This window comes from Euzebya sp. (assembly GCF_964222135.1).
Lineage (GTDB): Bacteria > Actinomycetota > Nitriliruptoria > Euzebyales > Euzebyaceae > Euzebya.
The window spans coordinates 25,940-46,686 of sequence record NZ_CAXQBR010000074.1 but is presented as its reverse complement, the minus strand read 5'-3'; the positions used below and the strand labels follow the sequence as shown (position 1 = coordinate 46,686).

At 73.6% G+C, this 20,747-nt stretch carries 17 protein-coding genes; 3 read left to right on the top strand and 14 right to left on the bottom strand.

The window, feature by feature from the left end; genetic code table 11:
• Positions 1-3 precede the first annotated feature (3 nt).
• From ACEQ2X_RS16315 to cofD, 13 genes are all read right to left on the bottom strand, one after another.
• Entirely contained in the window at positions 4-294 is a 291-nt protein-coding gene (locus ACEQ2X_RS16315; RefSeq protein WP_370326891.1) for a hypothetical protein, read from the bottom strand.
• The gene (locus ACEQ2X_RS16310) at positions 291-1,250 is read right to left on the bottom strand and encodes a P1 family peptidase (RefSeq protein ID WP_370326890.1); all 960 of its coding nucleotides are present in this window, start codon (positions 1,248-1,250) and stop codon (positions 291-293) included. The genes ACEQ2X_RS16315 and ACEQ2X_RS16310 overlap by 4 nt, the downstream gene beginning before the upstream one ends.
• A 50-nt stretch (positions 1,251-1,300) precedes the next feature.
• Complete coding sequence (locus ACEQ2X_RS16305) at positions 1,301-2,074, bottom strand: enoyl-CoA hydratase-related protein (RefSeq protein WP_370326889.1); 774 nt, start codon at positions 2,072-2,074, stop codon at positions 1,301-1,303.
• 14 nt (positions 2,075-2,088) lie between these two features.
• Complete coding sequence (locus ACEQ2X_RS16300) at positions 2,089-2,628, bottom strand: hypothetical protein (RefSeq protein ID WP_370326888.1); 540 nt, start codon at positions 2,626-2,628, stop codon at positions 2,089-2,091.
• Positions 2,625-3,599, bottom strand: a complete 975-nt coding sequence (locus ACEQ2X_RS16295) for a carbohydrate ABC transporter permease (RefSeq protein WP_370326887.1) — start codon at positions 3,597-3,599, stop codon at positions 2,625-2,627. Before ACEQ2X_RS16295 ends, ACEQ2X_RS16300 begins: the two co-directional genes overlap by 4 nt.
• Positions 3,596-4,729 (bottom strand): carbohydrate ABC transporter permease, encoded by a 1,134-nt coding sequence (locus ACEQ2X_RS16290; protein ID WP_370326886.1) that lies wholly within the window; start codon positions 4,727-4,729, stop codon positions 3,596-3,598. The genes ACEQ2X_RS16295 and ACEQ2X_RS16290 overlap by 4 nt, the downstream gene beginning before the upstream one ends.
• An 80-nt stretch (positions 4,730-4,809) precedes the next feature.
• Entirely contained in the window at positions 4,810-6,231 is a 1,422-nt protein-coding gene (locus tag ACEQ2X_RS16285; RefSeq protein ID WP_370326885.1) for an ABC transporter substrate-binding protein, read from the bottom strand.
• Positions 6,232-6,366: 135 nt separating this feature from the next.
• Positions 6,367-7,506, bottom strand: coding sequence for an alanine racemase (gene alr / locus ACEQ2X_RS16280; protein ID WP_370326884.1), 1,140 nt, complete (start codon positions 7,504-7,506; stop codon positions 6,367-6,369).
• Between the two features lie 2 nt (positions 7,507-7,508).
• The gene (locus tag ACEQ2X_RS16275; RefSeq protein WP_370326883.1) at positions 7,509-9,026 is read right to left on the bottom strand and encodes an NAD(P)H-hydrate dehydratase; all 1,518 of its coding nucleotides are present in this window, start codon (positions 9,024-9,026) and stop codon (positions 7,509-7,511) included.
• Positions 9,027-9,062: 36 nt separating this feature from the next.
• Positions 9,063-9,425: a holo-ACP synthase gene (locus tag ACEQ2X_RS16270; protein WP_370326882.1), complete on the bottom strand. Its 363-nt coding sequence runs from the start codon at positions 9,423-9,425 to the stop codon at positions 9,063-9,065.
• A gap of 12 nt (positions 9,426-9,437) precedes the next feature.
• Positions 9,438-11,270 (bottom strand): glutamine--fructose-6-phosphate transaminase (isomerizing), encoded by a 1,833-nt coding sequence (gene glmS / locus ACEQ2X_RS16265; protein WP_370326881.1) that lies wholly within the window; start codon positions 11,268-11,270, stop codon positions 9,438-9,440.
• Between the two features lie 9 nt (positions 11,271-11,279).
• A complete protein-coding gene (cofE, locus tag ACEQ2X_RS16260) occupies positions 11,280-12,224 on the bottom strand; it encodes a coenzyme F420-0:L-glutamate ligase (RefSeq protein ID WP_370326880.1) in 945 nt (314 codons plus the stop codon).
• A 314-nt stretch (positions 12,225-12,538) separates the two neighbouring features.
• Entirely contained in the window at positions 12,539-13,465 is a 927-nt protein-coding gene (gene cofD / locus ACEQ2X_RS16255; RefSeq protein WP_370326879.1) for a 2-phospho-L-lactate transferase, read from the bottom strand.
• A 56-nt stretch (positions 13,466-13,521) separates the two neighbouring features.
• Here cofD and ACEQ2X_RS16250 point away from each other — a divergent pair, with 56 nt between their 5' ends.
• Both ACEQ2X_RS16250 and ACEQ2X_RS16245 read left to right on the top strand, forming a co-directional pair.
• On the top strand, positions 13,522-14,445 hold the full coding sequence (locus tag ACEQ2X_RS16250) for a TIGR03560 family F420-dependent LLM class oxidoreductase (RefSeq protein WP_370326878.1): 924 nt from the start codon (positions 13,522-13,524) through the stop codon (positions 14,443-14,445).
• Between the two features lie 39 nt (positions 14,446-14,484).
• The gene (locus ACEQ2X_RS16245; RefSeq protein ID WP_370326877.1) at positions 14,485-17,028 is read left to right on the top strand and encodes a bifunctional FO biosynthesis protein CofGH; all 2,544 of its coding nucleotides are present in this window, start codon (positions 14,485-14,487) and stop codon (positions 17,026-17,028) included.
• A gap of 328 nt (positions 17,029-17,356) precedes the next feature.
• On the opposite strand, the gene ACEQ2X_RS16240 is transcribed toward ACEQ2X_RS16245, so the two are convergent.
• The gene (locus ACEQ2X_RS16240) at positions 17,357-19,414 is read right to left on the bottom strand and encodes a M3 family metallopeptidase (RefSeq protein ID WP_370326876.1); all 2,058 of its coding nucleotides are present in this window, start codon (positions 19,412-19,414) and stop codon (positions 17,357-17,359) included.
• 61 nt (positions 19,415-19,475) lie between these two features.
• Here ACEQ2X_RS16240 and ACEQ2X_RS16235 point away from each other — a divergent pair, with 61 nt between their 5' ends.
• Complete coding sequence (locus ACEQ2X_RS16235; RefSeq protein WP_370326875.1) at positions 19,476-20,738, top strand: MFS transporter; 1,263 nt, start codon at positions 19,476-19,478, stop codon at positions 20,736-20,738.
• Positions 20,739-20,747 lie beyond the last annotated feature (9 nt).

Sequence of the window (20,747 nt, the reverse complement as noted above, 5' to 3'; positions counted from 1 at the left end):
GAGCTACCCCCGCCCCTCGCGCTGCAGGGCCTGTCGGCGCAGCGACTTGGACAGGAACGGCACGACCATGAGGTCGACGAAGCCGACCAGGGTGAGGATCGCGCCGAGCGCCACCTGCGGCGTGAACAGCGCGAGGTACAGGCCGGCCAGGAGCATCCCGACCGCGAGGAACGACATCACCGTCGTGACCAGGCGGATGCGGCGCTCGGCCTGCTCGCTCGCGTACGGATAGCCCTCGAGACCCGGGGGGACCGCGTGGTCGTCGGGTCCGTCGGTCGGGTCTGACGCGCTCATGGTTCCTCCATCTGGGTCGTCGTGGTCTGGAGCCCCGCCACCAGATCGTCGGGGATGATCGGCGGACCGTCCGCCGCGGCGCGCACCGACGCGCGGATGGCGGCGGCGATCGCCCTGGCGCCGAGGGTGGCGACCAGGTCGACGGGGGCGTCGACGTGGACGCGCTGGCCGGTCAGCAGGAACAGCGCGTCGCCGTCGAAGGTGGTGTGCGCGGGCTCGATGGTGCGGGCGATGCCGGTGTGGGCCAGGTCCACGGCGCGCGAGGCCTGCGCCTTCGTCAGCCGCACGTCGGTGACCAGGCACCCGATCACGGTGTTGGCCGAGGGGTGCGGCGGTGGCCGCATCTCGGTGTACGGGTAGGCGTCCTGGGTGTCCACGCCGGCCAGCAGCGACCCGTCCTCGGCGAGCACGTTCCCGAGGGCGTTCACCGCCATCAGGGCGCCGACGGTGACCCCTCCCCCGCTGGCGACCGCCCACCCCTGCCCGCCGGCGGCGAGGTGCTCGAAGCCCGCGACCTTCGCGACGGTGCACCCGGCGCCCACCCCGACCCGTCCCATCGGCGGGTCGTCGACCATCGCCGCCTCGCACGCCGCCCGTCCGCTCGCCGCGTCGGGCCGGGGTGCGCCGGCGACGCGGAGGTCGAACACGATCGCGCCCCCGACGACCGGGACGGGGGTGACGAACCGGTCGTAGCCGCGGCCCTGCTCCTCACACCACGATGCGACCCCGTCACCGACGGCCAGCCCGAACGCGGACCCGCCGGACAGGAACACCGCGTGACACTCCGTCCCCTGTCCGGTGGGGCCGAGCGCCGCGGCCTCGCGGGTTCCCGGCGCGCCACCCCGCACGCTGCACGCGCCCATCGACCCCTTCGGCGGCAGCACCACGGTGCACCCGGTGTGGGCGTCGGGGTGGGTCCACGTGCCGACCAGCACGTCGTCGAATCCGAGGGCCATGGCGGACGAGACTACGGGAGGGTCCGCGGGGCGCCCGAACCGACCGACCGCTACCGGTCGACGTACTCGGCGGGACGGCGCTCGACGAAGCTGGCCATCGACTCCTGCCCGTCCGCGGTCTGGGAGGCGGCGGCCATGACCTCGATCGCGAGGTCGTAGGCCTGGCGCTCCTCGAGGCGCATCTGGGCGTACAGCGTCTGCTTGCCGAGCGCCTTCGACATGCGCGACCCGCGGGTGGCCCGGCCGAGCAGGTCGAGGGTGGCGTCATCGAGCTGCTCGGCGGGGACGGCGGCGTTGATCAACCCCCAGCGCAGCGCGGTGGCGGCGTCGATCGCGTCGCCGGTCAGCGCCATCTCGAGCGCCTGCTTCCGCCCGACGTTCCGGGCGATCGCGACCATCGGGGTGTGGCAGAACCACCCGGCCTTGCCACCCGGGGCGCTGAAGGTGGCGGTGTCGACGGCGACGGCCAGATCGCATGCCGCCACGAGCTGGCAGCCAGCCGCCAGGGCCGGGCCCTGCACCCGGGCGACGACGACCTGGGGGATCTCCTGGAGGGCGAGCATCACGTCGGTGCAGGTGCGCAGCAGCGCCCGCATCTCCGACAGCGGCCGTCCCGCCATGTCGCCGAAGTCGTGTCCGCTCGAGAACACCGGCCCCTCCCCCGTGATCACCAGCCCGGCGGCATCGGTCGCGGCGACCGCCTCGACCGCCTGGCCGAGCGCGCTCAACACGGCCAGGGACAGCGCGTTGCGGCGCCGCGCGTTGGTCAGCGTGATCGTCGCCACCGCGTCGCGGCGCTCGGTCCGGACCAGTGTGTCGTCCACGTCATCGCCTCCGCTCAGCTGTCCACCGTGACGGCCGCCTCCTCGGCGGCCTTCGCCTCCCACGCCTGGTCGACCAACCCGAGGACCGTGAACGGGACGATCGACGCCGTCAGCAGCGCCAGCCCCGGCACGAACGCGAGGAGGACCAGGACGTACAGCGCCACCCCGCCGAGGGCGATCCAGCGCCAGCGGGTCGACGGCGGATCCGACGGCCGCAGCGCGACGATCCCCGCCGCGCCGTAGCCGACGAGCATCCCGAGGGCCACGTCGAGCAGGCACAGCGGCAACCCGATCACGAGGAACACGCCCATCGCCTTGAGCAGCGCCCCGGCAGCGGCGTGACGACGTGATCCGAAGGCGACCACACCGAGCACGAGCGGGACGAGCGCCAGGCCCAGCGCGAGCGGGCCGCCGATGTCCGACCCCTGGTCGGCCGCCGCGGCCACGGCGCCGACGACCGGCCAGAAGCTGAACTGCAGCGCCACCGTGCCGGCGGCGATGGTCAGCCACCGAGCCCGCAGGCTCAGCGGCTGACCACCGGGGTGGGTCGTCACCCCTTGACAGCTCCGGCGGTCAGTCCGCGGACGAAGAACCGCTGGAGGGCGAAGAACACCACCATCGGCAACGCCATGGAGACGAACGCGGCGGCGGGGAGGATGTACTCGAACTGCCCTCTGGCCCCTTGCAGGTCAGCCAGCGCGACGGTGAGGACCCGCACCTCCGGCGTCCCGCCCAGGAAGACGAGCGCGACGAGGAAGTCGTTCCACACCCACAGGAACTGGAGGGTGGCGAACGCCGCCAGCGCCGGCACCGACAGCGGGACGATGAGCCGGGTGAAGATCTGCATGTGGCTGGCGCCGTCGACCTTCGCCGACTCGATCACCTCCGAGGGCAGCGAGCCGATGTAGTTGCGCAGCAGGTACACGGCCAACGGCAGGCCGAAGCCCGTGTGGGCCAGCCACAGCGCGGGGAACGACCCGACCAGGTCGAGGTCGGGGAAGATGGTGAAGGTCCCGATGTGCGCCCCGCCGGTGTACAGCCGGAGGATCGGGATCAGCGCCAGGTGGAGCGGCACCACGAGGAGCGCGACCACGAGCACGAACAGGACCTGACGGCCCTTGAACTCCATCCAGCTGAACGCGTACGCCGCGAACGCGGCCACGCCGAGCGGGATGGCCACGGCCGGGACGGAGACCGCCAGGCTGTTCAGGAAGGCGTTGCCGAACCCGCGCGAGGCGCTCAGCACCTCGCGGTAGTGGGCGAGGGTCCACTGCGCGGTGTCGAACGGGTTGGCCGTCCACCAGCCGCTCGACTCGATCTCCCCCCGGACGCGGAAGGAGTTGATGAGCAGGCCCAGGGTCGGGATCAGCCACAGGATGACGATGAGGAGGACCGCGACCTTGACCGGCCAGCGATCCCAGAGCGCCGCCCAACGGCCCTTGCCGCCGCCGGCGTCGTGGACCTCGCGCGGCTCCTGCTCGGACTCGGGTGCCGGCGCGGTCGGTGCGGGGGGTGTGGTGCTCATCGGATGGCCTCTTCCTCGCGGAACCTCCGCACGTTCCAGACCATGACGGGGATGACCGCGACGAACAGGACCGCGGCGATCGCGGCGCCCTTGCCGTAGTCCCTGTTGCGGAAGAACCACCGGATCATGCGCTCGGCGATGACCTCGGTCCCCGACCCCCCGTTGGTCATCACGAACACGATGTCGAAGACCTTCAGGACGTTGATGATCATCGTCGTGGTCACGACGACGATCGAGGACTGGATCGACGGGATGATGATCCGGAAGAAGATCTGGAGCTCGCTGGCCCCGTCGATGCGGCCCGCCTCGAGCAGGTCGGCGGGGACCGACTTGATGGCCGCGGACAGGATCACCATGGCGAAGCCCGTCTGCATCCAGACCATGATCACCATCAGGAACAGGTTGTTCCACGGCTCGATCGACAACCACGAGACCGGATCCATCCCGAGGCCGGTGAGGATGCCGTTGAGCAGCCCGCGCTGCTCGCCGAACACCTGGAAGTCGTAGATGAACCCCCACACGACGCTGGCGCCGACGAACGAGATCGCCATCGGCAGGAAGATCAGCGACTTGGCCGTGGCCTCCCCGCGGTCGAGGCGGTCGGCGAGCACCGCGAAGATCAGGCCGACCCCCACCGCGAGCGCCGTGACGACGACGATCCAGGCGATCGTGTTGCGGATGCTCCGGAGCATGGACGGGTCGGTGAACACGAACTCGAAGTTCTCGAGCCCGATGAACTCCTCGCCGGTCGGTCCCTGGAATGCCGTGACGACGGTGTTGATGGCCGGGTAGACGAGGAAGATGCCGAGCAGCAGCAGCGCCGGCCCGACGAACACCCACGGCCGGACGGACTCGCGCATGCCCACGGGGAGCAGGTCGACGATCCGGTCGGCGCCGAGGAAGGCGATGATCACACCGCCCACGCCGGTCACCACCGCGACGAGGGCGACCAGCGCGCGGTTCGCCTCGGTGTCGCGCATCCACACGAAGGCCCAGGCGACGATGCCGAGCACCGCGATGATGACGAGCAGGGCGACGATGCCCTCGACGGCCCGCCGCCCGGAGGATCGGTCAGGTGGTTCGGGCGCGGGCGCCCGCTCTGGAGCTGGAGGGGCTTCGGTCTGGCTCAAGACGTGTACCTCCCTGGAGACGGAGAAGGCCGGGAGCGCAGCGGTCGCGCTCCCGGCCCTGCCGTCTCAGTCAACCACTCCTACGGCCAGCTCGCCTCGACGTCGGCGAGGACGGACTCGAGGTCCGAACCGCGCATCCACTCGTTCATGGCGGTCCAGAACGAGCCGGAGCCGACCTCAGGCGGCATGAGGTCCGACGCGTCGAAGCGCGCCGTGCCCTCGCTGAGGGCGTTGACCACGGCCTCGGCCGACTGTGCGGTCAGCGGGTCGGAGTAGCAGTCGGGGCCGACCTCGAGGTTCGGCGAGATGCGGCTGATGCCCTCCTGGCTGCCCTGGAGGCACTGCGCCTCCTGGCCGCTGAAGACGTCGATGAACTCACGGACCTCCGGGGCGTCCCGGAAGATCACGCCCATCTCACCGGCGATCAGCGCGCCCTCGTTGCCGTCGATCGACGGGAACGGGAAGGTGTCGATGTCGGTCCCGAGCTCGGTGCCCTCGGGGAAGAAGGTGGCGGCGAAGGAGGCCTGGCGGTGCATCAGGCAACCGGGCTCCTCGGCGACCATCGGGTCCATGGCGTCGCGGAAGTCGATGTCCGGGATGGCGGCGGTGCCACCGAGGACGTAGTCGGAGTGGGTGATCTCCGCCATCGTCTCACCGGCGGACACGATCGCCGGGTCGTCGAAGGGGATCTCGTGGGTGACCCACTGGTCGTAGACGTCCGGGCCTGCCTGGCGCAGGACGATGTCCTCCATGAAGTCCGTCGCCGGCCAGCCGGTGGCCGCGTCGGAACCGGTGCCGATGCACCACGGCGTCTCGAAGCCGTCGGAGACCATCTGCTCGGTCAGGGCGAGCATGTCCTCGTAGGTCTCGGGGATCTCGTAGCCCTGCTCCTCGAAGACCGGCAGGTTGTACCAGACCAGGCTCTTGAAGTTGACGTTGGTCGGCAGGCCGTAGTGCTCGCCCTCGTACTCGCCGAGGGACAGGAGGTACTCGCCGAAGCGCGCCTCCAGGTCGGCGATGTCGAAGCCGAGGGTCTCGAGGGAGACGGCGTTGCCGGCCTCCGCCTGCTCGATCACCGCACCGGGCTGGGGGTACAGCGCGATGTCCGGCGGGTTGCCGCCCTCGACGCGGATCTGGATCTGCTCCTCGAAGCTGTCCGAGCCCTCGTAGGTGGCGCTGGCGCCGGTGTTGGCGTCGAACGTCTCGTCGATGACGGCGTTGATCGCGTCCGCCTCGACGCTGGTCGGGGCGCCGAACACGGTCACCTCGGTCCCGGAGATGTCCTCTCCGCCGCCGCTGTCGGCAGCTGCGTCGTCCCCGCCCTCGGTCTCCTCGGCTGCGTCGTCGGCCGGCGCGTCGGTCTCCTCGTCGGCCGCCGCGTCATCACCGGCCTCCTCGGTCCCCGTGTCGGTGCCCTCCTCGTCGCCGTCGCCGCCGCCGCACGCGGCGAGTCCCATGGCGAGGACGACGAGCAGCACCAGCCAGCGCTTCGTTGCAATCATCGGTCACCTCTATCAGCTCGTGGGCTCGACGTCATTCGCCGAGCGGGGTCGTAGGTTAGACGGCCTACTACCGCGATGGAAGGTCAAACGCCCTCAACGGGCGAGGTCGTTCGGCCCCATCGGCTGCAAACGCTATCATCTGCGGCTGGTGTGCACGCGCGGGACGCGGGCCGAGATGCCGCAGGTGACCTCGTAGGTGATGGTGTCGAGCCAGCGCGCCCAGTCCGCCGTGGTGACCGCGACCGCGTCGGGACCGCCGATCAGCCACACGTCGTCACCGCTCGCGTCGGTGGCCCCCGGCCCGAGGTCGACGAGGAACTGGTCCATGCACACGGTGCCGGCGATCGGGCAGCGACGGCCGCCGACGACGACCTCGCCGACGTTCGTCAGGCCCCGGCGGATCCCGTCGGCGTAGCCCCCGGCCACCGTGCCGACGACGGTGTCGCGCGCCGCGGTCCAGCGGAGGCCGTAGGACACCGACTCCCCGGCGGCCAGCGGCTTGACGAAGGTGAGGCGCGACCGGAGGGCCATCGCCGGGCGGAGCTCGTCGAGCAGGATCCCGGGTGCGGCCTCGTTGCCGTACAGCGCGATGCCGGGGCGGACCAGGTCGAGGTGCACGTCCGGGGTGAGGGTCGTCCCGCCCGAGTTGGCGAGGTGCAGCAGATCCGGGGCCAGGCCGGCCGCCCGCGCGCGACGGACCCCGTCGGCGAACCGCTCGGCCTGCGCGCGGGTGTAGCCGGCGTCCGGGACGTCCCCGACGGCGAGGTGGGACCACAGCCCTGCGACGCGGAGCCGGGGCGACGCGGCCAGATGCGCGAAGGCCTCGTCCCACGCCGGCTCCGGCAGGCCGACGCGGTGCATGCCGGTGTCGATCTTCAGGTGCACGTCCACCACCCGGTCGCCGGCCGCCGCGATCAGGGCCTGGGTGAAGACGTGGGTGTAGACCGTCGGGGTCAGCCCCGCGTGGAGCAGCGCGCCGGCGGCGGCGGGCGGCGGTTCGCTGAGGACGAGGATCGGCGCCGTGATCCCGGCGTCTCGCAGCTCCTCCCCCTCCTCCACCAGGGCCACCCCCAGCCAGGTCGCGCCGCCCTCGAGGGCCGCGCGGGCGACCGGGACGGCGCCGTGGCCGTAGCCGTCGGCCTTGACCACGGCCATCAGGTCGACCCCGCCGGCGTGGTGGCGCAGGACGCCGGCGTTGTGGCGGATCGCGTCGAGGTCGATCTCCGCCCAGACCGGCCGGTGGCGAGGTGGCGTCGGGGAGGGTTCGGGCGCCACGGTCAGATGCCCCGCTCGAGGGCGGCGGCGCCGAGGTGCTCGATGACCGTGCCCGCCGTGGTCGCGCGGATCGACACCGCCCGGCCGGCGAGGTCGCCGGCCAGGCCGTGCAGGTGGACCGCGGCGGCGACGCTCGGCGGTCCGGGCTGCTGGGCGACCAGCGCGGCCGTCACGCCCGTCAGCACGTCGCCGGTGCCGCCGGTGGCGAGCGCAGGGCTCCCCGTCGCGTTGATCCAGACCCGGCCGTCCGGCGCGGCGATGACCGTGCCGGGTCCCTTGGCGACGACGGTCGCCCCCCACTCCGCGGCCTTCTCGGCGGCCAGGTCCGCCCGTCGGGCGTGCACGCCGTGGCCGCTCAGGCCGGTGAGCCGGCCGAGCTCCTGGGCGTGGGGCGTCATGACCAGCGCCTCGCAGGCGTGCGCGCCGATCTGGTCCCGGTGGTCGCGGAAGGCGTTCAGGCCGTCGGCGTCCAGCACGATCGGCCGCTCGACGGTCGCCACCAGCCGGCGCACGGCGTGCTGGGTGCCGGGCGCCAACCCGAGCCCGGGCCCCATCGCGAGCACGTCCGCGCGCTCCATCGCCGAGCCGATGGCGTCGATGATCCCATCGACGTCGTCGGGCAGGCCGAGGGTCATGGCCTCCGGCACCGCGCCCGCGACGATCGGGGCCACGGCCTGCGGCGTCGCGACCGTCACCAGACCGGCCCCGCCCGCGAGGGCCGCCCGGGCGCAGAGGATCGCCGCGCCGGCCGTGCCCGGTGCGCCGGCGTAGACCGTCACGACCCCGCGGCTGCGCTTGTGGGCCCGCGCGGCGGCGACGGGCGCCACCCGCGGCAGGTCGGCGGGCTCGAGCACCCGAGCCGCCGGTGCGTCCTGGCCGTCCTGCACCCCGATCTCGCCGAGGACGAGCTCGCCGACGAGCTCGGCGCCGGGGGGCAGCCACAGCCCCCGCTTGTGCGCGCCGAGGGTGACGGTGAGCTGCGCGTCGACGGCCACACCCGGCACCCGCCCCGTGGCGCCGTCGACCCCGGTCGGGATGTCGCAGGCGACGACCGGCCCGTCGAAGCCGTTGAGGGCGGCCACCGCGATGCCGTAGACCCCGCGGGGCTCGCCGGTGGCCCCGGTGCCGAGCAGGCAGTCGACGGCCACGTCCGCGCCGACCAGGGCCGCGCCGATGGCGGACCCGTCGGTCGCCACGACGACCCGGCCGGCCTGCCGGCGCCACGCGACCAGCTCCCGCGCGGCGTCGTCGCCGAGCTCCTCGGGCGCCGTGACGAGCACCACGGTCGGGCTGGCCCCGCGAGCGGCGAGGTGCCGTGCGGCCGCGATCCCGTCCCCCCCGTTGTTGCCCTTCCCGCACACGAGGGCCACGCGCAGGCCGTGGCGTCGGTCCGCCACCCGCAGCACGCCTCGTGCGAGGTGCCCGGCGGCCAGGTCCATCAGCGCCGCAGGGTCGACCCCCCGCTCGAACGCGCGGGCGTCCATGGCCTGGACCTGGGAGGGGAGGAAGAGCGGGATCATCGCCGACCCATCCTGTCAGGTGTCGGTCCCCTCCGGTCAGCCCTCGGCGACGGCGTAGGCAGCGGCGACCGCGTCGGAGGTGGTGAGGGAGAGGTGGACGACGGCCACACCGCGCGCCTCGGCGACGGCGATGGCCGGGCCGCGCAGGACGACGGAGGGGCGGCCGACGCCGTCGCTGATCACCTCGACGTCGACGAGGGAGAACCCGCGCACGCCGGTGCCGATGGCCTTCGCGACGGCCTCCTTGGCCGCGAACCTCGCTGCGAGCCGCTCGACGCGGTCGGCGCACCCCTCCCACTCCGCGGACGTCCAGATGCGCCGCCGGAGCGACGGGGTCCGCGACAGCGCGGCACGGATCCGGTCGATCTCGATCAGGTCGATGCCGACCCCGACGATCACAGCGGGCCCCGGCTACTCGACGGTGACGGTCTTGGCCAGGTTGCGGGGCTGGTCGACGTCGCGGCCGAGCGCGACGGCGATGTGGTAGCCGAGCAGCTGGAGGGGCAGGACGGTCAGCACCGGGTACAGCAGCTCGTGGACGTCCGGGACGTAGATCACGTGGTCGGCGTGGGCCTTCACCTCGGTGTCGCCCTCGGTGGCGACGGCCAGGACGACCGCGCCGCGCGCCTTGACCTCCTGGATGTTCGAGACGACCTTCGCCTTGACGTGCCCGTCGGTGGCCAGGGCGATCACCGGCCCCCCGTCGTCGATCAGGGCGATCGGGCCGTGCTTCATCTCCCCGGCGGCGAACCCCTCGGCGTGGACGTAGCTGATCTCCTTCAGCTTGAGGGCCCCCTCCAACGCGATCGGCAGCCCGACCTGGCGACCGATGAACATCACGTAGTCGGCGTCGGCGAAGCGCCGGGCCAGCTCGGCGATCTGGTCCTCCGCGGCCAGGACGCGCTCCATGAGCGCGGGCAGGGCCTCCAACCGCTCGAGGACGTCGCGGCACTCCTCGGCGAACATCTGCCGGCGCTCCTGGGCCAGGTACAGCGCGAGCACGTCGAGGGCGACGACCTGGGTGATGAACGCCTTGGTCGACGCGACGGCGACCTCGAGGCCCGCGCGGGTGTAGATCACCGCGTCGGCGAGCCGGGCCAGCGTCGACCCGACGATGTTCGTGACCGCGACGACCTTCGCGCCCTGGGCGCGGGCGTACTCCGCGGCGGCGATGGTGTCGGCGGTCTCCCCCGACTGGCTGATCGCCACCACGACGGTGTTGGGGGTGAGGATCGGGTCGCGGTAGCGGAACTCGCTGGCGATCTCCACCTCCACCCCGATGCGGGCCCAGTGCTCGATGCCGTACTTGGCGACCATCCCGGAGTGGTAGCTGGTGCCGCAGGCGACGACGTAGACCTTGTCCGCGGCGCGCAGCAGGGCGGGGTCGAAGTCGACGGAGTCGAGCGCGATACGACCGTCGGCGTCGACGCGGCCGAGGAGGGTGTCGGCCACCGCGCGGGGCTGCTCGTGGATCTCCTTGGCCATGAAGTGGTCGTAGCCCTGCTTCTCGGCCGCCTCGACGTCCCAGTCGACGGTGTAGCGGTGCCCCTCCGTCGGGGTGCCGTCCAGGTCGGTGACGGTGATCCCGTCGGGGGTCAGCACCGCGACCTGGTCGTCCTCGAGCGCCTCGACGTCCGCGGTGTGGGCGATCAGGCCGGCGACGTCGCTCGACAGCAGCGCGCCGCCGTCGAGGTGGCCGAGGATCATCGGGGCGGCCCGCTTCGCCGCGACGATCACGTCGGGGTGGCGCCGGTCGATGACGGCGAAGGCGTACTGGCCCTCGAAGCGGGCGGTCGCGGCCCGGACGGCCGCGGGGAGGGACCCCTCGTACAGCGAGGCGACGAGGTGGGCGATCACCTCAGTGTCGGTGTCGGACCGGAACACCGCGCCGCGGCGCTCGATCAGCTCGGCCTTGAGCTCGGCGTAGTTCTCGATGATGCCGTTGTGGATGACGGCGATGTCGCCGGTCGGGTCGGTGTGGGGGTGGGCGTTGACGTCGTTCGGGACGCCGTGGGTGGCCCAGCGGGTGTGGCCGATGCCGATGTGGCCGGCAGGCCCGACATCGCCGAGCGCGTCGGTGAGGTTGGCGAGCTTGCCGGCCCGCTTCACCACCTCGATGCCCCCTCCGTCACCGATGACCGCGATGCCGGCGGAGTCGTAGCCGCGGTACTCCAGCCGGGCGAGCCCGTCGATGAGGATCGGCAGCGCCTGGTCGGCACCGGTGTAGCCCATGATTCCGCACATGGGGCCAGGCTACGGCGAGGGGCGGACCACCACGGCGTAGCCCTCCGGACCGTGGACCAGGTCGACGGGGTAGCCCAGGTCGAGGAGGCACGCCTCCGCCCGCCCGGCGACCAACCCGTCGTCGGTGACCAGCCGGTCGCCGTCCCGCGTCCCGCCGCCGGCCGCGCGGAGGACCAGGTCCCACTCCCAGGCCGCGGGGCTCGTGTCGCGGACCGGCGCGCCCTCCCCCGTCGCGAGCCGTCGGGCCAGCCAGCCACGGCCGTGGGGGAAGAGGTCCTCCGCGGGTGCGCGGATCAGGTCCGCGCCGGTCCCCGCGGCGCCGAGCAGGTGGCCGAGGCCGCGGATGCGGACGACCGGTACGCCGGCGGCCTTGTCGCGCACCAGGTCCGCGGCGCCCGCGAGCTGGTCGGCGACGGCGACCAGGGTCACCGACAGCGGCCGCCCCTCCCGGTCGACGGTGCCGCGCTCGTCGCGGAGGGCGGCGAGACCCGCCACGCCGAGCGCCACGTCGGTCTGGCCCTGCCGCCACGCCCGCCCGAAGGGGTCGCCCACGACCACGCCGACGTCGGCGGTGGCGGCCAGGTCGCGGCGCAGGGCGGCCGCGCTCGCGTCGGGATCGGCGGGGAGGAGGAGCACCCCGCCGCCGGGGACGTTGGAGGCGTCGATGCCGGCGTTCGCGCAGACGTGCCCGTGGGCGGTCCGGACGATCACCACGTGGGGGGTCTCCGCCACGACCTCGTCGGCCAGGGCCAGACGTCGGCGCGCGTCCTCGGGGGTCTCGCCGTCGCCGAGCGGCATGACCCGCCCCTCCGCCTTGGCGACGACCTTGGAGGCCACCACCACGATGTCGCCGTCGACCAGGTCGACCGCGTCGGCGATGAGTCGGGCGAGCGGGGCGCCCGCGGTGACCTCCCCGACCCCCTGGACCGGGGTGACCACGACCTCCCCGGTCATCGCGGGCCCGCGAGCCGGGTGCGGCGCGGGGTGGGGGGTGGGGTGGGGAGTGCTGGCCACCCGGATGGAATCGACACCGTCGCGGTTCCGGAGGGTGTCCGTGCAGACCGGCCCGTGGATGGATTCGACATCCGGGCGCTGATCTCCCGTGCACTCCACCGCTCTTCCGCACCAGTAGCCATCAGCACCCCCACCCCTCCCCCTCGAAGGTGTCGAATCCCTCCACGGGGGGTCCCCACCCCTCCCCCTCAGAGATGTCGATTCCATCCGCTGCGGGGAGCGGACTCCCCCCACGTGCGCCACCCCGCCGCCCATCAGGTGACCAGGCCGAGGGCCGTGCGGGCCAGGGCGGTGGTGACGTCGACGTCGGACATGATCGTGTCGGTGACCGCGACGGCGAGCCCGCCGGCGCGCAGCCCGTCCGCGGCGTCCGCGTCGGCGTCGTCGATGACCCAGGCGTCGAGCAGGTCGGCGTACAGCCCCGCGACGCCGGCCGCGGAGGTCTCGGCGCCCACGACCCCGAGCAGCTTGTCGGCCATCCCGCGCACGACCCGCCCGCCCACGATCGGGCTGACCCCCACGACCGGCTTCGCGGCCAGCTCCTCCCGGATGCCGGGGACGGCGAGGATCGTCCCGATCGACACCACCGGGTTGGAGGGGCAGAGCACGACGACGTCGGCGCGCTGGATCGCCGCGATCACGCCGGGGGCTGGCCGGGCTCGCTCGGCGCCGTCGAATCGGACCTGCGCCACGGGGGGCTCCGCGCGCTCGCCGACCCACCAGCGCTGGAAGTGCAGGCGGTGGCCGTCGACCGTCTCGATCATCGTGGTGACGTCGTCGTCGGTCATCGGCAGGAGGCGGAAGGGGATCGCCCACGCGTCGGTGATCACCCGCGTGGCGTCGCTGAGCCGCCCGCCGCGGCTGAGCACCTCGGTGCGCACCAGGTGGGTGGCGATGTCCCGGTCCCCGAGGGTGAACCAGTCCGGACGGCCGTAGCGATCCCGCAGCTCGGTGGCGACCGCGAAGGCCTCGTCGGCACGCCCCCAGCCCTGCGCGGGGTGCACCCCGCCGCCGAGGGTGTAGGTGATCGTGTCGAGGTCCGGCGAGACGTGGAGCCCGTGGACGGTGATGTCGTCGCCGGTGTTCGCGACGACGGTCAACCGCGCCGGGTCGACGGCGCGGACGAGCCCGCGCAGGAACCGCGCCGCGCCGATCCCCCCTGCCAGAGCCACCACGTCCATGGCGGGACAGGCTAGCCACGGTGTCCCCCCACCCCTCCACGGGCAGGGTTGGGGCCATGGGCATCAACCTGATGATCGAAGGGCAAGAGGACGTCACCTGGGCGCAGTGGCTGGCGCTGGCCGACGCGGCGGAGGACGCCGGGTTGGAGGGCCTGTTCCGCAGCGACCACTACGCGAGCGTGCAGGGCCGGACCGAGCGCGGGTCCCTCGACGCGTGGGCGACGCTGTCGGCGCTGGCCGCCGTCACCGAGGACATCCTGCTCGGGACGATGGTGTCGCCGACGTCCTTCCGCCACCCCTCGGTGCTGGCCAAGCAGGTGGTCACGGCCGACCACGTGTCCGGCGGTCGCGTGCAGCTCGGGATCGGGGCAGGGTGGAACGAGCTCGAGCACCGGATGTACGGCTTCGACTTCCACGACACGTCGACCCGCTACGACGTGCTGGCCGAGCAGCTCGAGATCATCACCCGCCAGTGGACCGAGGACGCCGTCGACTTCAGCGGCACCCACTACACCCTCGAGTCCTGCGGGGCGCTGCCCAAGCCCCTCGGGCACATCCACCTGATCATGGGCGGTGCCGCCGGACCGCGGGGGGCCCGCCTCGCCGCCACGTACGCCGACGAGTACAACACCACGTTCCCCTCGATCGACGCCGTCACCGAGCGGCGTGGACGGCTGGACGCGGCCTGTGAGGAGGCGGGACGCGACCCCCTCCCCCTCTCGATCATGACCGGCTGCATCCTCGGCGAGGACGACGCCGACGTGCGCCGCCGCGCCGAGCGGCTCATGCAGATCTCGCAGGCCGAGGGTGATGTCGAGGGGTGGCTGGACGGGCTCCGCCACGAGTGGGTCGTCGGCACCGTCGACCAGGCCCAGGAGCGGCTCGACGCCTACCGCGAGGCCGGCGTCAGCCGGTTCATGCTGCAGCACCAGCTCCACGACGACCTCGACATGGTCGAGCTCATGGGTCGCCTGCGCTAGCTGGTGGGTCGCCGGGCGGCGGCGCTAGCCTGACCGCCCATGACCCAGGCCCCCGCCCGCACCCACGCCATGCGGCGGGCGCTGGCCCGCGCCGACGCCGGAAAGGTCCTCAACGCGGACGAGGCGACCACGCTCGTCGGCGCGCGGGGCGAGGACCTGATCGCGCTGATGGGCGTCGCCGCACGGGTCCGGGACGGCGCGTTCGGCGACACCGTCACCTACAGCCGCAAGGTGTTCATCCCCCTCACCCACCTGTGCCGCGACACCTGCGGGTACTGCACGTTCGCCTGGCCGCCCAAGGGCGACATCCCGGCGTTCATGTCGATCGACCAGGTGGTCGAGGTGGCCGAGCAGGGCCGGCGGGCGGGGTGCAAGGAGGCGCTGTTCACCTTGGGCGACCGCCCCGAGGCGCGGTACTCGGCGGCGCGGCGGTGGCTCGACGAGCGGGGCTACGACTCGACCCTCGCCTACCTGCGCGCCGCCGCGATCGCGGTGATCGAGGCGACGGGGTTGATCCCCCACCTCAACCCCGGGGTGATGAGCTGGACGGAGATCGCCGCGCTGAAGCCGGTGTCCGGGTCGATGGGGATGATGCTCGAGACGGCCGCCGACCGGCTCGGCGAGAGGGGGATGCCGCACCACGGGTCGCCCGACAAGGTGCCGGCCGTCCGGCTGCGGACGATCGAGGACGCCGGCAAGCACGCGGTCCCGTTCACCTCCGGGATCCTGATCGGGATCGGCGAGACCCACGCCGAGCGGGTCGACGCGCTGATGGCGCTGGCGGCCACCGCGAAGCGGTACGGCCACCTGCAGGAGGTCATCGTCCAGAACTTCCGGGCCAAGCCGGACACCGCGATGCGCCACGCGCCGGAGCCCGACCGCGACGAGCTGCTCGCGACGATCGCCGTCGCCCGGCTGCTGCTGCCGACGAAGGTGCACCTGCAGGCGCCGCCGAACCTCTCCCCCGCCGACGTCGAGCAGATCGTCGGCGCCGGCATCGACGACTGGGGCGGCGTCTCGCCGGTCACGCCGGACCACGTCAACCCCGAGGCGCCCTGGCCCCACCTCGACGAGCTGGCGGCCCGGACCGCAGCCGCGGGGAAGCGCCTGGTCGAGCGGCTGTGCGCGTACCCGAGCTACGTCCGCACCCCCGACCCGTGGCTGGCGGGGCCGATGCGCCACGTCGTGCGGGCCCTCGCCGGTCCCGACGGGCTGGCGGTGGAGGGACGGGTGCCCACCCCGCAGCGCTGGCAGGCCCCCGACGCGCTCGAGGCCGTCGGCGACGACGGCCGCTGGACCGACGCGGCGGCGGGGGACGGGGTCACCGGCTGGTCACGGGGTGAGGGGGTCCTGCGGGCCGACGCCGCCGACGTGTCCGGCGACACGGCGCTGATCGCGGCGGAGGAGCTGTCGTCGCGCCGGCAGCGGTCCACGCCGGCACCGCGGGTCCGGGTCGACGGGGACGTCGAGGGCATCCTCGACCGGGCGGTCGACGGGACACCGCCCACCGAGGCCGAGGCGCTCGTGCTGTTCGGTGCCGAGGGGCCTGACCTCGCGGCGCTGTGCGAGGCGGCCGACGCCGTGCGCGCCGACCGGGTGGGGGACGTGGTGACCTACGTCGTCAACCGGAACATCAACTTCACGAACGTCTGCTACGTCGGCTGCCGGTTCTGCGCGTTCGCCCAGCGCCGCGACGACCCCGACGCCTACACCCTCTCCCTCGACGAGGTCGCGGACCGGGCGGCGGAGGCGTGGGCGGTCGGCGCGACCGAGGTGTGCATCCAGGGCGGCATCCACCCCGACCTGCCAGCGGACCACTACGCCCGGATCATCCGGGCCGTGAAGGACCGGGTCCCGGACATCCACGTGCACGCGTTCAGCCCGATGGAGGTCGTCACCGGGGCCACGCGGGCGGGTGTCTCGATCGAGGCCTTCCTCGGGTCGCTGCGGGACGCCGGGCTGGACTCGATCCCGGGGACGGCTGCCGAGATCCTGGACGACGAGGTCCGCTGGGTCCTGACCAAGGGCAAGCTGCCCGCCGACGCGTGGGTCGAGGTCATCAGCACCGCGCACCGGCTGGGGATCCCGTCCACGTCGACGATGATGTTCGGCCACGTCGACGAGCCCCGCCACTGGGCCGCGCACCTGTGGCTGCTCCGACGGCTGCAGTCCGAGACCGGCGGGTTCACCGAGTTCGTCCCCCTCCCCTTCGTCCACGCCCAGTCGCCGATCTACCTGGCCGGTGTCGCCCGCCCGGGTCCGGCGTGGGAGGACTCGCTGCGCGTCCACGCGGTCGCCCGCCTCGTGCTGCAGGGCCAGATCGACAACGTGCAGCTGAGCTGGGTGAAGCTCGGCGTCGAGCGGGCGGTCGAGCTGCTCCGCGCCGGCGTGAACGACCTCGGCGGGACGTTGATGGAGGAGACGATCAGCCGCATGGCCGGGGCGGACCACGGGGTGAAGAAGGACCCGTCGGAGCTGCGCGCCCTCGCGGCCGCCGCGGGCCGCCCGGTGGCGGAGCGCTCGACGGACTACCGGGTCATCGCCCCGGAGGGGATCAGGACCCCGCCGGCGCCGGTGGCCTGACGGGGGCGGTCCGGGCGCGGGGTGGTCCAGGCGCGGGGCGGTCCAGGCGCGGGGCGGTCCGGGCGCGGGGCGACGTAGGCCCCGAGCGGGGCCTACGTCGCCGTGAGGCGAGATAGGCCCCGATCGCGCTGAACGTCGGCACACGTGCGAGCTGGGCTGGGCGTGGGATCGCGCCGAACCTCGCCGTCAGGCGAGGTAGGCCCCGATCGCGCCGAACGTCGGCACACGTGCGAGCTGGGCTGGGCGTGGGATCGCGCCGAACCTCGCCGTCAGGCGAGGCAGGCCCCGATCGCGCCGAACGTCGGCACACGTCGCGCGGGCGGAGCCCCTACGGCTCGCGCGGGCGCAGACCTCGCCGGTCGAGCAGCGGGTCGAGCGTCGGCGGGCGGCCTCGGACGTCGGCGAAGGCCTGCATCGGGTCGACCGAGCCGCCGCGGGCCAGGAGCCGCTCGCGGAAGATGTCGCCGTTCTCGCGGCGGAGGCCGCCGCGCTCGCCGAACCACTCGACCAGCTCCGCGTCGAGGATCTCCGACCAGAGGTAGGAGTAGTACGCCGCGGCGTACCCCCCGGCGAAGATGTGGGCGAAGTAGGTCGAGCGGTAGCGCGGCGGGATGGCGTGGACGTCGACGCCGGCGTCGCGCAGGGCGCTCGCCTCGAACGACTCGACGTCCTCTGGGGCGATCGCGGTCCCCGCGGGCAGCCGGTGCCAGGCCAGGTCGAGGAGGGTGGCGGCCAGGTACTCGGTCGTGGCGAACCCCTCGCCGTAGCGCCTCGACGCCTGCAACCGCTCGATCGCCGCGGGGTCGAGCGGCTCACCGGTCTCGTGGTGGACCGCGTAGCCGCGCAGGATCTCCGGGTCGAACGCCCACATCTCGTTGACCTGGGAGGGGAACTCGACGAAGTCGCGCGGGACCGAGGTACCCGAGAACCGCGGGTAGGTCACGTCGCTGAACAGCCCGTGGAGGGCGTGGCCGAACTCGTGGAAGGCCGTCTCCACCTCGTCGACGGTGAGGAGAGGCGGCTGTCCAGCGCCGGGTCTGGGGGCGTTCAGGGTCAGGGTCACGACCGGACGGGCGTCGAGCAGGTGGCTCTGGTCGCTGAGGGTGGTCATCCACGCGCCGCCGCGCTTGGAGTCCCGCGCGAACGGGTCGACCAGCGCCAAGCCGATCCCCGAGCCGTCGGCGTCGAACACCTCGTAGGTGGTGATGTCGGGGTGGTAGGTCGGCAGGTCGGGGCGGGGCTGGAAGGTGATGCCGTACAGCCGGGTCGCCGCCGCCAGGATCCCGTCGACCAGGACGCGCTCGAGCTCGAAGTACGCGCTGAGCTCGGACTCGTCGACGCCGAAGCGCTCGCGGCGGACCCGCTCGGCGTAGAACGCCCAGTCCCACGGCTCCAGCGGGCCCTCGTGCCCGTCGGCGTGCAGCAGCGCCTCGAGCTCGGCTGCCTCCACGGCGGCGTTGGCCACCGCGGGTCCGACCAGCCCGCCGAGGGTGGCCATGACCGCGTCCACGTCATCGGCGGTCTGGTCGGCGAGGACGTGGTCGGCGTGTGTGGCGAAGCCGAGCAGGGCGGCCCGCTCAGCGCGGAGCGCCGCGATCTCGACCAGGAGCCCGCGGGTGTCGTGGTCGCCGCCGAGGCCGCGGGTGGTCGCGGCCCGGTGCAGCCGCTCGCGGGTGCGGCGGTCGGTGAGGGAGGCGAGGGCTGGCTGGCCGGTCGGCAGGACGAGGGTCAGCAGCCAGCCGTCGAGTCCGCGGGCCTCGGCGGTGGCCGCGGCGGAGGCCATCGCGCCGGCGGACAGCCCCGCCAGGTCGGCGGGGTCGGTGACGTGCAGCGCGTTGGCGGTGGTCGCGTCCACCAGCGTGGTCTTGAACGCGGTCGTCAACGTCGACAGCCGCTCGTTCATCGCGGCCAGCCGCGCCTTGTCATCGTCGTCCAGGTCGGCGCCGGCCAGGGTGAAGTCGAGGTGGGTCCGCTCGAGCAGGCGGCGCTGCTCGGCGTCGAGGCCGAGCTCGTCGATGCGGTCGTGCAGCGCGTCGACCCGAGCGAAGATCCGCCCGTCCAGGCGTAGCGCGTCGGCGTGGGCGGCCAGGGCGGGGGCGATCGCCTCGTCGTGGGCGCGGACGTCGTCGTCGATGACCGAGCTCGACCGGGTGAAGTGGACGGTCAGGACCCGGTCGAGCAGCTGGCCGGACCGCTGCAGAGCCTCGAGGGTGTTCCCGACCGTCGGGGGCTCCGGGTCGGTGGCGATGGCCTCCCACTCCTCCCGCTGGGCGGCGATCCCCGCCTCGAACGCCGGCATGACGTGCTCGGCGCGGATCCGGTCGAACGGCGGCAGGCCGTAGGGCAGGTCGCTCGGGTCGGCGAACGGGTTGTCGTCGGACAGCATCTGGTCAGGCTGCCACGTCGGGCCCGTTGCCGGCCACGCCGCCGCTGGCAACCTCGGTGCGATGCCCACCGAGTCGTCGCCGGTCGGGTCGGCCGTCGTCGACCGACGTGCCCTCCGCGCCGTCGCGGTCTCGTTCTTCGTGAACGGGATCCTCATCTCGAGCCTGCTGCCCCGCTACCCCCAGGTCGCCGCGCAGACCGGCGCGGACGAGGCGGCGTTCGGCCTGGCCCTGGCCGGTGCGGGTATCGGCGGGCTCGTGGGCGGCCTGGGCGCCCCCCTCGTGGCTCGGTCGGCCGGGGTCGTGCGCGCCACGGCGCTGATGGGCGTCCTCACCGCCGCATCCGTCATCGCCGTGGCCCTGGCCCCCGGCGTGCTGGCGCTGGCGACTGCGCTCAGCCTCGCCGGGTTCGCCGACGCCGGCCACGACATCTCGATGAACGAGGCCGCGCTCGGCGAGCAGTCCCGGCGGGACCGGTCGATCATGGGACGCCTGCACGGCATCTGGTCGGTCGGGTCGACCGGAGGCGGAGCCGTCGGCGCCGCGATGGCCGGGCTGGGCGTCCCCGTCGGCGCGCACATGGCTGGCGTCGCGGTGATCGCGGTGGCGCTGCAGCTGTGGGCTGCGAGCCGCATGCGGGAGCGGACCAGCGTCGACGCGAACGGTCGCACGGGACGTGCGGAGGTGACGCCCCCCGCTCCCGGGATCGCCCCCGCGAGCCCACGCCGGATCCGGCTCAGCGGGCACGGGTGGCTGGTCGTCGGCGGGCTCGTCTTCGCCACCATCGCCACGGTCCTGGCGGAGCAGTCGCCACAGGACTGGTCGGCGCTGATGCTGCGACGCGCGCTGGACGCCCCCGCAGGCCTGGCCGGGATGGGCCCGGTCGTGTTCAGCGCGGGCATCCTGGCCGGCCGCGCCGTCGTGGACCCCCTCATCGACCGGCTCGGCCCCCGCACGGTCATCCGGTTCGGGAACGGCGCCGCGGCCGTCGCGATGGCCGTCGGCCTGCTGGCAGCGGGGACGACCGCCACCGCGTGGCCCGCCCTGGTGGCGCTGGCCATCGCCGGAGCCGGCGTCGCCGGCAACTTCCCGCTCCTGTTCGGCGCCGGCGACCGGATCGCCGCGACCCTCGGCCTCCCCCAGGGCATGGGGGCCAGCATCGTCGGCACCGCCCCGCGCCTCGGGATCCTGGTCCTGCCGGTGGTGATCGGCGCGGTGGCCTCGGCCGTGGGCCTCATCGCAGCCGTGGGGTTGACGGCTGTCGGGTCCCTCCTGGTCGCGGCGGTCCTGCCGCGCATCATCGCCCCCCGCGAGCCGACGGCCTGAGCCAGATCG

Coding starts and splice junctions, on each gene's coding strand:
- ACEQ2X_RS16240 (WP_370326876.1), bottom strand. CDS start 19,414: ATGCTGTCCGACGACAACCCGTTCGCCGACCCGAGCGACCTGCCCTAC.
- glmS (WP_370326881.1), bottom strand. CDS start 11,270: ATGTGCGGAATCATGGGCTACACCGGTGCCGACCAGGCGCTGCCGATC.
- ACEQ2X_RS16315 (WP_370326891.1), bottom strand. CDS start 294: ATGAGCGCGTCAGACCCGACCGACGGACCCGACGACCACGCGGTCCCC.
- ACEQ2X_RS16310 (WP_370326890.1), bottom strand. CDS start 1,250: ATGGCCCTCGGATTCGACGACGTGCTGGTCGGCACGTGGACCCACCCC.
- cofD (WP_370326879.1), bottom strand. CDS start 13,465: ATGGACGTGGTGGCTCTGGCAGGGGGGATCGGCGCGGCGCGGTTCCTG.
- ACEQ2X_RS16250 (WP_370326878.1), top strand. CDS start 13,522: ATGGGCATCAACCTGATGATCGAAGGGCAAGAGGACGTCACCTGGGCG.
- ACEQ2X_RS16235 (WP_370326875.1), top strand. CDS start 19,476: ATGCCCACCGAGTCGTCGCCGGTCGGGTCGGCCGTCGTCGACCGACGT.
- ACEQ2X_RS16275 (WP_370326883.1), bottom strand. CDS start 9,026: ATGATCCCGCTCTTCCTCCCCTCCCAGGTCCAGGCCATGGACGCCCGC.
- ACEQ2X_RS16295 (WP_370326887.1), bottom strand. CDS start 3,599: ATGAGCACCACACCCCCCGCACCGACCGCGCCGGCACCCGAGTCCGAG.
- cofE (WP_370326880.1), bottom strand. CDS start 12,224: ATGACCGGGGAGGTCGTGGTCACCCCGGTCCAGGGGGTCGGGGAGGTC.
- ACEQ2X_RS16285 (WP_370326885.1), bottom strand. CDS start 6,231: ATGATTGCAACGAAGCGCTGGCTGGTGCTGCTCGTCGTCCTCGCCATG.
- ACEQ2X_RS16245 (WP_370326877.1), top strand. CDS start 14,485: ATGACCCAGGCCCCCGCCCGCACCCACGCCATGCGGCGGGCGCTGGCC.